The organism is Pseudomonas sp. 65/3-MNA-CIBAN-0223, from assembly GCF_040310425.1.
In the GTDB taxonomy this organism is placed as follows: Bacteria; Pseudomonadota; Gammaproteobacteria; order Pseudomonadales; family Pseudomonadaceae; genus Aquipseudomonas; species Aquipseudomonas gregormendelii.
Genome location: NZ_JBEOPV010000010.1, coordinates 230,314 through 243,333, shown reverse-complemented (window position 1 = coordinate 243,333; position 13,020 = coordinate 230,314). Strand labels below are relative to the sequence as shown.

General features: G+C 61.0%; 14 protein-coding genes. 6 read left to right on the top strand and 8 right to left on the bottom strand.

Translation table 11 applies throughout. The annotated features are described in order from the left end of the window. Together lolB and AAEZ09_RS15020 are read right to left on the bottom strand one after the other, a co-directional pair. Entirely contained in the window at positions 1 to 618 is a 618-nt protein-coding gene (gene lolB / locus AAEZ09_RS15025; RefSeq protein WP_045059220.1) for a lipoprotein insertase outer membrane protein LolB, read from the bottom strand. Between the two features lie 4 nt (positions 619 to 622). Next, positions 623 to 2,347 carry a tetratricopeptide repeat protein gene (locus AAEZ09_RS15020; protein WP_350599886.1) on the bottom strand — a complete coding sequence of 575 codons (1,725 nt, stop codon included), beginning with the start codon at positions 2,345 to 2,347 and terminating at the stop codon, positions 623 to 625. A gap of 282 nt (positions 2,348 to 2,629) precedes the next feature. On the opposite strand from AAEZ09_RS15020, the gene hemA reads away from it, so the two are divergent. The 6 genes from hemA (at position 2,630) to AAEZ09_RS14990 (ending at position 8,000) form a co-directional block, all read left to right on the top strand. After that, the gene (hemA, locus tag AAEZ09_RS15015) at positions 2,630 to 3,919 is read left to right on the top strand and encodes a glutamyl-tRNA reductase (RefSeq protein ID WP_045059222.1); all 1,290 of its coding nucleotides are present in this window, start codon (positions 2,630 to 2,632) and stop codon (positions 3,917 to 3,919) included. After that, entirely contained in the window at positions 3,916 to 4,998 is a 1,083-nt protein-coding gene (gene prfA, locus AAEZ09_RS15010) for a peptide chain release factor 1 (protein ID WP_045059223.1), read from the top strand. Before hemA ends, prfA begins: the two co-directional genes overlap by 4 nt. Beyond that, the gene (gene prmC / locus AAEZ09_RS15005; RefSeq protein ID WP_350599885.1) at positions 4,999 to 5,829 is read left to right on the top strand and encodes a peptide chain release factor N(5)-glutamine methyltransferase; all 831 of its coding nucleotides are present in this window, start codon (positions 4,999 to 5,001) and stop codon (positions 5,827 to 5,829) included. Further along, positions 5,823 to 6,578 (top strand): molybdopterin-synthase adenylyltransferase MoeB, encoded by a 756-nt coding sequence (locus AAEZ09_RS15000; RefSeq protein ID WP_350599883.1) that lies wholly within the window; start codon positions 5,823 to 5,825, stop codon positions 6,576 to 6,578. The genes prmC and AAEZ09_RS15000 overlap by 7 nt, the downstream gene beginning before the upstream one ends. After that, on the top strand, positions 6,571 to 7,362 hold the full coding sequence (gene murI, locus AAEZ09_RS14995; RefSeq protein ID WP_045059308.1) for a glutamate racemase: 792 nt from the start codon (positions 6,571 to 6,573) through the stop codon (positions 7,360 to 7,362). The genes AAEZ09_RS15000 and murI overlap by 8 nt, the downstream gene beginning before the upstream one ends. 119 nt (positions 7,363 to 7,481) lie before the next feature. Next, positions 7,482 to 8,000: an acyloxyacyl hydrolase gene (locus tag AAEZ09_RS14990; RefSeq protein ID WP_045059226.1), complete on the top strand. Its 519-nt coding sequence runs from the start codon at positions 7,482 to 7,484 to the stop codon at positions 7,998 to 8,000. Between the two features lie 55 nt (positions 8,001 to 8,055). On the opposite strand, the gene AAEZ09_RS14985 is transcribed toward AAEZ09_RS14990, so the two are convergent. From AAEZ09_RS14985 to AAEZ09_RS14960, 6 genes are read right to left on the bottom strand one after another with little or no spacing between them, the layout of a single operon-like run. Next, positions 8,056 to 8,361 (bottom strand): YkgJ family cysteine cluster protein, encoded by a 306-nt coding sequence (locus tag AAEZ09_RS14985; RefSeq protein ID WP_045059227.1) that lies wholly within the window; start codon positions 8,359 to 8,361, stop codon positions 8,056 to 8,058. A gap of 53 nt (positions 8,362 to 8,414) precedes the next feature. Further along, positions 8,415 to 8,918 (bottom strand): DUF2878 domain-containing protein, encoded by a 504-nt coding sequence (locus AAEZ09_RS14980; protein ID WP_350599882.1) that lies wholly within the window; start codon positions 8,916 to 8,918, stop codon positions 8,415 to 8,417. Continuing rightward, positions 8,911 to 10,182, bottom strand: coding sequence for a class I SAM-dependent methyltransferase (locus tag AAEZ09_RS14975; RefSeq protein WP_350599881.1), 1,272 nt, complete (start codon positions 10,180 to 10,182; stop codon positions 8,911 to 8,913). Before AAEZ09_RS14975 ends, AAEZ09_RS14980 begins: the two co-directional genes overlap by 8 nt. Further along, a complete protein-coding gene (locus AAEZ09_RS14970; protein WP_350599879.1) occupies positions 10,169 to 10,984 on the bottom strand; it encodes a DUF1365 domain-containing protein in 816 nt (271 codons plus the stop codon). The genes AAEZ09_RS14975 and AAEZ09_RS14970 overlap by 14 nt, the downstream gene beginning before the upstream one ends. Then, the gene (locus tag AAEZ09_RS14965) at positions 10,981 to 12,228 is read right to left on the bottom strand and encodes an NAD(P)/FAD-dependent oxidoreductase (protein WP_350599878.1); all 1,248 of its coding nucleotides are present in this window, start codon (positions 12,226 to 12,228) and stop codon (positions 10,981 to 10,983) included. The genes AAEZ09_RS14970 and AAEZ09_RS14965 overlap by 4 nt, the downstream gene beginning before the upstream one ends. After that, a complete protein-coding gene (locus AAEZ09_RS14960) occupies positions 12,225 to 13,007 on the bottom strand; it encodes an SDR family NAD(P)-dependent oxidoreductase (RefSeq protein ID WP_122838750.1) in 783 nt (260 codons plus the stop codon). Before AAEZ09_RS14960 ends, AAEZ09_RS14965 begins: the two co-directional genes overlap by 4 nt. Between the last annotated feature and the right edge of the window lie 13 nt (positions 13,008 to 13,020).

Here is a 13,020-nt window from a genome sequence, read left to right as displayed (position 1 = left end):
TCACTGCCCCAGTTTGCGTGGTTGCCATTCCTTGATCACCAGCGTGACGTCAAGGTCGGTACCGTGCAGCTTGATGCGCTCGGGCAGCCAGAAACCGTTCTGCTCGGCATAACTCAGATATTCAACCTGCCAGCCATCCTGGTCGAGATTGGCCAGGCGGCTATCGGCGTCCAGGGTCAGGCGGCTTTTGCTGTCGGGAGCCGGGAGTCCGCGCACCCACCAGGCCAGGTTGGACACCGGCAATTTCCAGCCCAGCTGTTCTTCGAGAAGGATTTCCGGGTTCGGCGCGTCATAACGACCCTGGTTGGCGACTTCCAGCGACACCTTGCCGGGGCGACCGGTCAGGCGTGCAGCGCCCCGACCCAGGGGGCCAGACAGACGGATGTCGTAGTAATCCTGGCGTTGCAGCCAGAACAGGGTGCCGCTGCCCGAATCCTTGGGTGCGCGAATGCCGATCTTGCCGTTGATCTGCCAGCCATCCAGTCCCGTGAGCTGCTGTTTGTGCTCACGCCATTGGGCGGAATTACCGTGACCTTCGACGGATTCGCGAGCGCCGAAGCCCGCGCAACCGGCGAGCAGGGCGATGAAGCTGAAAACGATGAAATGGCGCAAAAACATAATCTTAAAGAGTCTCTGATCCGGTCAGGCGCTTGATGGTGCCGCGCAGTAGTGGGCTGTCGGGCTGATCCTTGAGGAATTTGCCCCAGATTTGCTTCGCTTCACGCTGTTTGCCGTTCGCCCAAAGGACTTCGCCCAGGTGAGCAGCGACTTCCTGGTCGGGAAAGCGCTCCAGGGCCTTGCGCAAATAGCGCTCGGCCTCGTCCAGATTGCCCAGCCGGTAGTTGACCCAGCCGAGGCTGTCGAGAACCGCCGGGTCCTCCGGGTTGATCTGGTGCGCCTGTTCGATCAGGGCCTTGGCTTCGGCGTATCGCGTTGTACGGTCAGACAGGGTGTAGCCGAGGGCGTTCAACGCCATCGCATTGTCCGGGTCGCGCTTGATGATCAGGCGCAGGTCTTTTTCCATTTGCGCCAGATCATTGCGTTTTTCCGCCTGCATGGCGCGGGTGTACAGCAGGTTCAGGTCGTCCGGGTATTGCTGCAACGATTTTTCGAGAACAGCCCAGGCCTTGTCCTGTTGCTTGTTGGCGGACAGGGTTTCGGCCTCGATCAGGTACAGCTGGATGGCGTAATCGGGCTGTTCGTCTCGCTGAGCGGCCAGGCGACTCTGGGCTTCGGCAGTCTTGCCGTTGTTCATCAGGATATCCGCCTGGCGCAATTGTGCCGGCAGGTAATCATTGCCCGGCCCTACCTGTGCATATTCGGCCAGGGCGCCCTGTGGATCGTTGCGCTCTTCAGCGATACGTCCTAGGTTCAGGTGCGCCGAGTCGACATGGCTGTCCCGGGCAATGAGGTCTTCGAGGTAGCCCTTGGCCTCTTCCCAGGCCTTGGCTTCCAGGCAAACCAATGCCAGCGAATAGCGCAGTTCGTCGTCTTCAGGGTATTGCTGGACCAGGCTGGAGAACTCGACCTTTGCGTCTTCCATGCGGTCCTGTTCCACCAGCATGCGTGCGTAGGTCAGGCGCAGGCGTTTGTCGTCGGGGTATTGCTTGATGCTTTTGCGCAGCAGCGGCAGGGCCTCGTCACCACGATCGAGGGACTGCAACAGGCGCGCCCGCAGCAGGATCGGGGCGATTTCGCCATCTTCCGGCGGATGGTCTTCGAGCAGGGACAAGGCGCCCTTGGCATCGCCGTCCTGTTGCAGCAACAGGGCCTTGCCGAAAATCAGCTGGCCGTTGTCGGGATGGCGTTGCAGCAAGCGGTCAAAACTTTGCATCAAACCGTTGCGCGTGTCCTGGTCGGTGTCGGCAGCGGACAGGGCGAGGAAGTCGAAGTGGGTGTCGCCTTTGCCTTGCAGGACCTTCTCCATGTACACCATGGAGTCGTCATAGCGCCCGGCACGAGCCAGTTGCACGGCAGCAGCCCGTTGCGCCTCGAGGTCGTCCGGGGCGTTTTTTGCCCAGATGAGCGCGGTGTCCAGGGCGGCCTGGTCGGCGCCCAGGTACTCGGCAATCCGGAACGCCCGCTCGGAGATCCCCGGATCCTGGGTGTTGATGGCCTGGGTCACGTAGTTGTCCAGGGCAATGTCGAAACGATTGCGCTGGCCAGCCAGTTCCGCGCTCAACAGGCTGAAGACGGTTTCTTCGCTGAAGGAGCTGTAGACCATGGGCTTTTCAGGGGCCGGAGTGCTGTCTTCGACCGGCGACGGATCGTCCGGAGACACGGGCGCCATGGCCTGGCAGCCGCTGAGGAAGACAAAAGCAAGGAGCAACGCGGAGGATCTATTCATATAGGAAGAGGACGACTAACCTGCGGTCGGATCATCATGACACAAGCCTTCGGCCAAACATAACCGAGTCTCGAAGGATGACTTTACAGAGTCAGGTGGTCAGGACGATCGTAGAAGCTGCAGCAGGCTGCGATCTTTTGATCTTGCCCTTACCGCACCTTTAAAATCTCAAAAGATCGCAGCCTTCGGCAGCTCCTACAGGGGCGATAGATATCGAGTAGTTGTTCTGAATCTGTCGAAGTAGGACAATTGCCGGCTTCACGTCACTATCAGCGACCTTGAATGGCCTTCCTTGCACTCGGTATTAACCACAAGACTGCTTCAGTAGACGTCCGCGAGCGCGTGGCCTTTTCCCCTGAGCAGCTGGTAGAGGCTTTGCAGCAGCTCTGCCGACTGACCGACAGCCGCGAAGCCGCGATCCTTTCCACCTGCAATCGCAGCGAACTCTATATAGAGCAGGATCACCTTTCGGCTGACATCGTGTTGCGCTGGCTGGCCGATTATCACCATTTGAGCATCGAAGAGCTGCGCGCCAGCAGTTATGTGCACGAAGATGATGCGGCAGTTCGTCACATGATGCGAGTCGCCTCCGGGCTCGACTCGCTGGTGTTGGGCGAACCGCAGATTCTCGGCCAGATGAAATCGGCCTACGCGGTAGCCCGGGAAGCCGGGACAATCGGGCCGCTGCTCGGGCGACTGTTCCAGGCTACGTTCAATGCGGCCAAGCAGGTGCGCACCGACACTGCCATCGGCGAGAACCCGGTGTCGGTGGCCTTTGCCGCAGTCAGCCTGGCGAAACAGATTTTCAGCGACTTGCAGCGCAGCCAGGCTTTGCTGATTGGCGCCGGCGAGACCATTACCCTGGTCGCCCGTCATCTGCACGAACTCGGGGTCAAGCGTATCGTGGTCGCCAACCGCACGCTGGAGCGCGCCAGCATCCTGGCCGAGCAGTTTGGCGCGCATGCGGTATTGCTGTCGGATATCCCGGCCGAACTGGTGCGCAGTGACATCGTCATCAGCTCCACCGCCAGCCAGTTACCGATCCTCGGCAAGGGCGCGGTGGAAAGCGCCCTGAAGCTGCGCAAGCACAAGCCGATCTTCATGGTGGACATCGCCGTTCCCCGGGATATCGAGCCGGAAGTTGGCGAACTCGAAGACGTCTACCTCTATAGCGTCGACGACCTGCACGAAGTGGTCGCGGAAAACCTCAAGAGTCGTCAAGGTGCGGCGCAGGCGGCGGAAGAGATGGTCTCCATCGGCGCCGAAGATTTCATGGTGCGCCTGCGTGAACTGGCCGCGGTGGACGTGCTCAAGGCCTATCGTCAGCAAAGCGAACGCCTGCGGGACGAAGAATTGCAGAAGGCCCAGCGCATGCTGGCCAATGGCGGCAGCGCCGAAGAGGTGTTGATCCAACTGGCACGCGGCCTGACCAACAAACTCCTGCACGCCCCGAGCGTGCAGTTGAAAAAGCTCTCTGCCGAAGGTCGCCTCGATGCGCTGGCCATGGCCCAGGAACTCTTTGCCCTCGGTGAGGGCTCATCGGATAGCTTTTCGGATAAGAAACCGCAATGAAAGCTTCACTGCTCAATAAGCTGGACATCCTCCAGGACCGTTTCGAGGAACTGACCGCCTTGCTTGGCGACGGCGAAGTCATTTCCGACCAGACCAAATTCCGTACTTATTCCAAGGAATACGCGGAAGTCGAACCTATCGTGCAAACCTATAAGCAGTTGCTCAAGGTTCAGGGTGATCTGGAAGGCGCCCAGGCGCTGCTCAAGGACAGCGACCCGGACATGCGCGAAATGGCCGTGGAAGAAGTCCGCGAAGCCAAGGAGCAACTGCTCGAAATCGAAGCCAGCCTGCAACGTATGCTGCTGCCCAAGGACCCGAACGACGGCCGCAACGTGTTTCTCGAAATCCGCGCCGGCACTGGCGGTGATGAGGCGGCCATTTTTTCCGGCGACCTGTTTCGCATGTATTCGCGCTACGCCGAGCGCCGTGGCTGGCGGGTGGAGATCCTCTCGGAGAACATCGGCGAACACGGCGGCTATAAAGAAGTGATCGCCCGCGTCGAGGGCGACAACGTCTACGGCAAGCTCAAGTTCGAATCCGGCGTGCACCGGGTGCAGCGGGTTCCTGCCACCGAATCCCAGGGTCGTATCCACACTTCGGCCTGCACGGTGGCGGTATTGCCCGAGCCGGACGAGCAGGAAGCGATCGAGATCAACCCGGCGGATTTGCGGGTCGATACCTATCGCTCCTCAGGCGCCGGTGGCCAGCACGTCAACAAGACCGACTCGGCGATCCGCATCACTCACTTGCCGTCGGGCATCGTGGTCGAGTGCCAGGAAGAGCGTTCCCAGCACAAGAACCGTGCGCGCGCCATGTCCTGGCTGTCGGCCAAGCTGAACGACCAGCAGACCAGTGCCGCCGCCAATGCCATCGCCAGCGAGCGCAAGCTGCTGGTGGGCTCGGGCGATCGCTCGGAACGGATTCGCACCTACAATTTTGCCCAGGGCCGGGTCACCGACCACCGGGTCAACCTGACGCTGTATTCCCTCGATGAAATTCTCACCGGTGGCGTCGATGCGGTAATCGAGCCGTTGCTGGCCGAGTACCAGGCTGATCAATTGGCAGCGATAGGTGAGTAAATGACGATCATTGCCAGCCTGCTACGCGCCGCCGATCTACCGGACTCGCCCACCGCGCGCCTGGACGCAGAGTTGCTGCTGGCTGCGGCCCTGGGCAAGTCCCGGAGCTTTTTGCACACCTGGCCGGAGCGCATCGTACCAAGTGAAGCGGCGCTCAAATTTGCCGGGTACCTGCAGCGCCGTCGTGGCGGCGAGCCGGTGGCCTATATTCTTGGCCAACAGGGTTTCTGGAAGCTCGACCTGGAAGTCGCACCGCACACCCTGATCCCGCGCCCGGACACCGAGCTGCTGGTAGAGGCCGCGCTGGAGTTGTTGCCGGTCGCCCCTGCCAGGGTGCTCGACCTGGGCACCGGCAGCGGCGCAATTGCCCTGGCCCTGGCCAGCGAGCGCCCGGCGTGGCAAGTCACCGCCGTGGATCGCGTGCAGGAAGCCGTCGCGCTGGCCGAGCGCAATCGCCAGCGCCTGCACCTGCACAACGCCACCGTGCTGAGCAGTCATTGGTTCAGTGCGTTGCAAGGTCAGCGCTTCGAGCTGATCATTAGCAACCCGCCTTATATCGCCAGCGCCGATCCGCACCTGGCCGAGGGCGATGTGCGCTTCGAGCCTGCCAGTGCGTTGGTCGCCGGCATCGATGGTCTCGACGATCTGCGCCTGATCGTCGACCAGGCCCCGAACCACCTCGATGCCGGTGGCTGGCTGATGCTCGAACACGGTTACGATCAGGCTCTCGCCGTGCGCGATTTGCTGATGACCCGTGGCTTTGAAGAAGTCCACAGCCGCACCGACCTGGGCGGCCACGAACGTATCAGCCTTGGACGCCTGCCGTGCTGAATGATCAGGAATTGTTGCGCTACAGTCGGCAGATTCTGCTGCAGCACGTCGATATCGATGGCCAATTGCGGCTCAAAGCCAGCCGGGCGCTGATCATCGGCCTGGGCGGTCTCGGCTCGCCGGTAGCCCTTTACCTGGCGGCGGCGGGCGTGGGCGAATTGCACTTGGCGGACTTCGACAGCGTCGACCTGACCAACCTGCAGCGTCAGGTTATCCACGACACAGACAGCGTCGGCGTGAGCAAGGTCGACTCGGCGATCCGCCGACTGAGCGCGATCAATCCCGAAATCCAGCTCAAAGCCCTGCGCACCGCCCTCGACGAAGATTCCCTGGCCGCCGCAGTGGCTGCGGTGGACCTGGTGCTAGACTGCTCGGACAATTTTTCCACCCGCGAAGCCGTCAATGCCGCCTCCGTACTGGCTGGCAAACCCCTGGTGAGCGGCGCCGCCATTCGCCTCGAAGGACAATTGTCGGTGTTCGACCCAAGACGTCCGGACAGTCCCTGCTACCACTGCTTGTATGGCCACGGCAGCGAAGCCGAACTGACGTGCAGCGAAGCCGGGGTCATCGGCCCTCTGGTGGGCCTGGTCGGCAGCCTGCAAGCACTCGAAGCGCTCAAGCTGCTGGCCGGGTTCGGCGAACCGCTGGTGGGGCGACTGTTGCTGATCGATGCCCTGGGCGCGCGCTTTCGTGAACTTCGGGTCAAGCGCGATCCGGGCTGCGCGGTCTGTGGTCCTGCCCGTGCGTGAGGCGCCGATTGGCGTATTCGATTCCGGTGTCGGCGGGCTATCGGTACTGGCCGAGATCCAGCGCCTGTTGCCCGACGAGACTCTGCTGTACGTTGCCGATTGCGGCAACGTCCCCTATGGCGAGAAATCGCCGGAGTTCATCCGTGCGCGCTGCAGCGTCATGGCGCGCTTTTTTCAGCAACAGGGCGCCAAGGCGCTGGTGCTGGCCTGCAATACCGCCACGGTGGCAGGCGTGGCCGATTTGCGCCGTGACTACCCTCAGTGGCCCATCGTCGGCATGGAGCCCGCAGTAAAGCCCGCAGCGGCCGCGACCCGCAGTGGTGTGGTCGGTGTACTCGCCACTACCGGTACGTTGCAAAGCGCCAAATTCGCCGCGCTGCTCGACCGTTTTGCCACCGACGTACGAGTGATCACCCAGCCATGCCCGGGCCTGGTGGAGCTGATTGAGGACGGCGACCTGCACAGCCCGGTGCTGTGCAAGCTGTTACTCGGCTACGTGCAGCCCTTGCTCGACGCCGGCTGCGACACGATCATTCTTGGCTGCACCCACTATCCCTTCCTCAAGCCGCTGCTCAAGCAGATGATCCCGGCGCACATCAGCTTGATCGATACCGGGGCTGCAGTAGCACGCCAGCTTCAGCGTTTGTTGGCCGAACGCGAGCTGCTTGCCGCAGGCCCGGCGCGGGCTGCGCAGTTCTGGACCAGCGCCAATCCACAGCATTTCAGTAATATCTTGCCATTACTCTGGAATTCCCCCGGCGTAGTGCGTAGTTTCGACTTGTAAAAAAAATGTGAAATGTATCGGAATAGTCTGAACTTCTGAGTAGGCGCAGACTTCTATAGCTGTGATTAATGGCGACACCAAAAAAACCATACGAATTCGTTCGGAAAAGGATGTTTCTAGTGAAGCGACTATTCTGCTTGGCTGCGCTTGCGGCCACACTATTGGGGCACAGTTTTACCGCACAGGCGGCAGGCGTGGAGTTCGGGGTCGGAGCGACCAGCGATTCAACCATGACCTATCGGCTGGGCATGCAGTTTGATTGGGACAAGAGCTGGTGGCAGACCGACGTTGGTCGACTCACCGGTTTCTGGAGCGGCGCGTATACCTACTGGGAGGGTGACAAGACTTCCAGTAACAACAGCCTGTCGTTTGCACCCGTGTTCGTCTACGAGTTTGCCGGCCAGAACGTCAAGCCGTACATCGAAGCCGGGGTAGGTGTGGCGTTTTTCTCCGACACCCAGCTTGAAGACAACAACATTGGCCAGTCCTTCCAGTTCGAAGACCGCATCGGTTTCGGCCTGCGCTTCACGGGCGGTCATGAGGTCGGGATTCGTGCCACGCACTATTCCAATGCCGGCCTGAGCAGCCATAACGACGGTGTCGAAAGCTACGCCCTGCATTACACGATGCCCCTGTAACGGCGGGATTAATTCATGCGGGAACGGGCTTGCCGGTTCCCGCATGAATCTGCGTTCAACGATACGCCGTGGTAATGCCCCGGCGTTCCTCGATGCACTCCGGTGCCCCCATCTCGAATTCCCGGCAGATCAACGGACGCTTCTCGTAGATCGTGCACATCATGGTGTTGCGATCCAGCGCCGCACACCAGCCGTCATCCAGACGCAGCATGACTTCCCCACCCCAATCATCGGTGTCGATAAAGCGCTCGGGCACGCCCGTGTCGGTAATCAGCATGACTTCGAGCTGGCAGCAGCAGGCTGCGCAAGTCGAGCAGGTGACCGCAGGCTCGGCAACGGGTGTGAGGGGAATGGTTTTCATGGTGCGCAGTGTAAGGCAGTGGGCTGCACGAGTGTGAAAGCCCTGACAGACGTTTAGTGTGGAGTGTTCGACGCCAGCCGTCGGGCCATGAAATGCAGTGCCGGAAACAGCAGCGCCCAGAGCAGGCCGATGCCCACCAGTGTCGGCCAGGGTCCATAGGGAAACTGCACGCCGGCCAGTTGGCTGCCGGCGTAATACGACAGCGGCCCGCCAAGGCCGCCCAGAATGCTGGCAAGCCACCACGGTTTGGCACTCCAGGCCAGGCAGTGGCGCAAGGTCGTGGCCAGCAGTGCCCAGAGCAACATCAGCCACAGGGGTATCAATGGCGCGACGTCGGTGAAGTCGAACACCCCCAGCCAGCGCAGTGTGCTGTCCACTGTAGTCCCCAGCAGGACCACACTGAGAATCAAGCGACCTTCATCGCTCCAGCGACTTATCCACAGCAGATGGATCACCAATGCCGCCAGTGGCACCAGTAACCACAAACTGTCGCCACCCATTACGCAAGCGAACCAGCCCATCTGGAAGAGCACGGCATTGGCAAAGCGCTCACGCATGAAATCGACCCAGCAGCGGCTCAGTGATTGCCGCCGGTTTGGCCAGCAGCATTTGCGCGGTACCGATGGTGCGTTCCAGGAAACCACCTTCGCAGTAGCACAGGTAGAACTCCCACAGCCGCAGGAAGTGATCGTCGTAACCCATTTCGCTCAGGCGGTTGTGCGCCCGACGAAAATTCTCGTGCCACAGGCGCAGTGTCTTGGCGTAGTGCAGGCCGAAGTCTTCCATGTGCAGCAGGTTCATGTCGGTGTCGCGGCTGACGATTTCGAGCATTTTCTGCACGCAGGGCAGGGCGCCTCCGGGGAAAATGTAGCGCTGGATGAAGTCGACGTTGCTCTTGGCCTGCTCGTAGCGCTGGTCGCGAATGGTGATGGCTTGCAACAGCATCAGGCCGTTGCTCTTGAGCAACTGCGCACATTGCTTGAAGTAAGTCGGTAGAAAGCGGTGGCCGACGGCTTCGATCATTTCTATCGACACCAGCTTGTCGTACTGGCCAGTGAGGTCGCGGTAGTCCGACAGCAGCAGCGTGACCTGATCTTGCAGCCCGAGCGCCTCGATCCGTTGCGCGGTAAATGCAAACTGCTCTTTGGACAGTGTGGTGGTGGTGACCTTGCAGCCATATTGCTGCGCTGCGTACAGCGCCATGCTGCCCCAGCCCTTACCAATCTCCAGCAGGTGATCGGTCGGCTTGAGCGCAAGCTTCTGGCAGATTCGTTCCAGCTTGTTCAACTGCGCCTGCTCGAGAGTGTCCTCGGGCGTGAGGAACTGTGCCGCCGAATACATCATGGTCGGGTCGAGAAACTGTTCGAACAGCTCATTGCCCAGGTCGTAATGCGCGGCGATGTTCTTCTGCGAGCCCTTGCGCGTGTTGCGGTTGACCCAGTGCAAACCTCGCACCAGCGGCCGCCCCAGCTTTGCCAGGCCGCGTTCCAGGGCGTCCAGCACGTCAAGATTGCTGACGAAGACCCGCACGACGGCAGTCAGGTCCGGCGAACTCCAATAACCATGGATGAACGCTTCACCGGCGCCGATCGAGCCGTTGCTCGCCACCAGGCCCCAGGCCGCGGCGTCGAGAATGTGGATTTCACCGAGCAAATGGCTGCCTGGCGTGCCGAACATCTGACGCTCGCCGTCTTCAACGACCACCAGCTGTCCATGTTTGAGGTGCGCCAGTTGCCGCAGTACCCCGCGACGCAATAACAGGCCTGTGATGCCATTGGTATTGAACAACGGGGCCTTGGCCGAAACGCTAGAGGATTTCATGGCGGCAGTCCTTGGGGACAACAGTGGCGGTTTGAACGCTGCCATCGGCAGGTTGATGAGCAAAAACGGGGGTGCCCTTGAACAGCAGGCGTACGGCTTGCCCGTAGATTGCCAGGCAGGTTTTCCCGGTCATCCATGGAAAGCGACGCAAGTATCGGTGCAGGCTGGTGCGATCGAGGGCTTCGCGCTCCAGGTTGAGCGTGGCGTCGAACAGCTTCAGCTCGCCTTGCCAGTCCGCCATGTGCACGCCCAGTTTTGCTGCGGCAGGACTGAAGCTCATCCGGTACTCAAGGTCCCGGGGTAAAAAAGGCGATACATGAAAGGCCTTGGCCACCGCGAAATGCTGATGGAAATCCGCAAGGTTTTCCGGCGGTCTGGCCGGCAACACGTAGTGATAGCGTTCACGCCAGGGGGTATTGGTGATTTCGCAGAGAATCGCCGCCAGTTGGCCATCGGCTTCGTGGCAGTAGAAAAAACTGACCGGGTTGAACGCCAGGCCCCAACTGCGTACCTGGGTCAGCAGGCAGATCGACCCTTGCGGCTCATGGCCGATGGCCTGGCCGACCTGTTGGCGCACCGCGTCGATCAAGCGCATGCCGGTACCGGTAAAGGCCTTGAGATAATCACCTTCACGAAACGAGAAAGGCGCCAGGCGGCTGCGACCCGCCAGCGGCGACAGCGCGAGTACCGCGTCCTGCTCGTCGAGGTCCAGGTAGAGCAAGCCGATCCGGTAGCGAAATTGGTGCTGCCGCGGACTGAACCGTCGGTGAGCAATCCAGCCACTGTAGAGGGCGCTGTTCACAGGGTTTCACCCAACGCGCCAGCCACGCGCAGTGCGCTGACCACGCCATCTTCATGAAATCCGTTGCCCCAATAAGCCCCGCAGTACCAGGTATGGTTCGCACCGTTGAGCTCTTCCCAGCGAGCCTGGGCGGCGACCGCAGCCAGGCTGAACTGCGGATGGGCGTAAGTGTATTTGGCCAGTACCTTGAATGGGCTGATGCCGGCGCTCTGGTTCAGGCTGACGCAGAACCGGGTAGGGCTGTCGATGCCCTGCAGCAGGTTCATGTCGTAGGTGACGGCCGCTGACGTGTGCCCGGGCCCTCCAAGCCGATAATTCCAGGCCGCCTGGGCGAGTTCGCATTCGGGTAGCAGGCGAGTATCGGTGTGCAACACCACTTCGTTATCGGCGTAGGGCATTGCACCGAGGATCGATTGCTCGGCGGCACTCGGGGCGGACAGCAGTTTTAGCGCCTGATCGCTGTGACAGGCGAACACCACTTTATCAAAGCGCTCGACGCCGGCAGCACTGTGGATAACGACGCCGTCGGCGTCACGCTCGACTCGCGTGACCGCACAGTTGACGCGGATCCGGTCAGCCATCGGCGCGATCAAAGGTGCCACGTAGGCACTCGAGCCGCCCTCGATCACCTGCCACTGCGGGCGGTGAGTCACGGACAGCAGGCCGTGGTTCTTGAAAAACCGCACGAACGCCTGCAGTGGGAAAGCCAGCATGTCAGCCATGGACATCGACCAGATTGCCGAGCCCATGGGCACGATGTAATGCAGGATGAATCGTTCGCCGTATTTGCCGGCCTTGAGGTATTGATCCAGGGTGGTGTCAGCGCTGATCCGTTGTTCTTCCAGGTCGCGCAGCGCCTCTTTGTTGAAGCGCACAATGTCGCGCAACATGCCCCAGAACCCGGGGGACAGCAGGTTTCTGCGCTGGGCGAACAGGCTGTTGAAGTTGTTGCCGTTGTATTCCAGGCCGCTGTCCGGGTCCGTTACGGAAAAACTCATGGTGGTGGGTTTGAAGCGCACACCGAGCAAACCGAGCAAGCGAATGAAATTGGGGTAAGTCCAGTCGTTGAACACGATGAAACCCGTGTCCACGGCGTAATTGCGCCCATCCACGGTGACATCCACCGTGTGGGTATGCCCGCCGATCCAGTCGCTGGCTTCGAACAGGGTGATCTCGTGGCTGCGGTTGAGCAGGTGGGCGCTGGTCAGCCCCGAAATGCCGCTGCCAATGATGGCTATTTTCACGGGATGTCCTGTATCGGTGGATTGCTGCGCACCATGCGTTTGCCGATCGCCAGCTTGACGCAGTTGGGCATCTTCGACAGTGGCCACAGGGCCGCCATGAACAGCGCCGGGAAGGCGATTTCCAGTGGTCGGTTATTCAGCTTGGCGAAAATATGCCGGGCGGCTTTATCCACAGGCCAGCTGAGGGGCATCGGAAAATCGTTTTTGGCGGTCAGCGGTGTATCGACAAAGCCCGGGCTGACCACGGTGACTTCGATGCCTTCGCACGCCAGGTCGATGCGCAGGGATTCGAACATGTAGCGCAAACCCGCCTTCGATGCGCCGTAGGCCTCGGCCCGTGGCAGCGGCAGGTAGGTGACCGAACTGGCCACTCCCACCAGGTGCGGCGCGGTGCCCGCGCGCAACAGAGGCAGCGCGGCTTCAACGCAGTAGGCACTGGCGAGCAGGTTGGTGCGCACCACGTATTCGATGATCGAGGCATCGAACTGCTGGGCGTCGACATACTCGCAAGTGCCGGCATTGAGGATGACGGTGTCCAGCGACCCCCATTGCTCGGTGATCTGCTCGCCGATCTCGCGGACCGTCTGGCTGTTGGTCAGGTCGCCCGCCACGATCAGGACTTGACCGGGATACCGTTGCGCCAGCGCTTTCAACGGCGCCGTCGAGCGCGAGCTGACGGCCAGGTGCGCGCCAGTCTTGAGGATCTCCTCGGCCAATGCGGCGCCAATGCCGCTGCTGGCGCCGGTCAACCAATAACGGCGTGCAGGTGTAAGGCTCATCCCATTCTCCTTT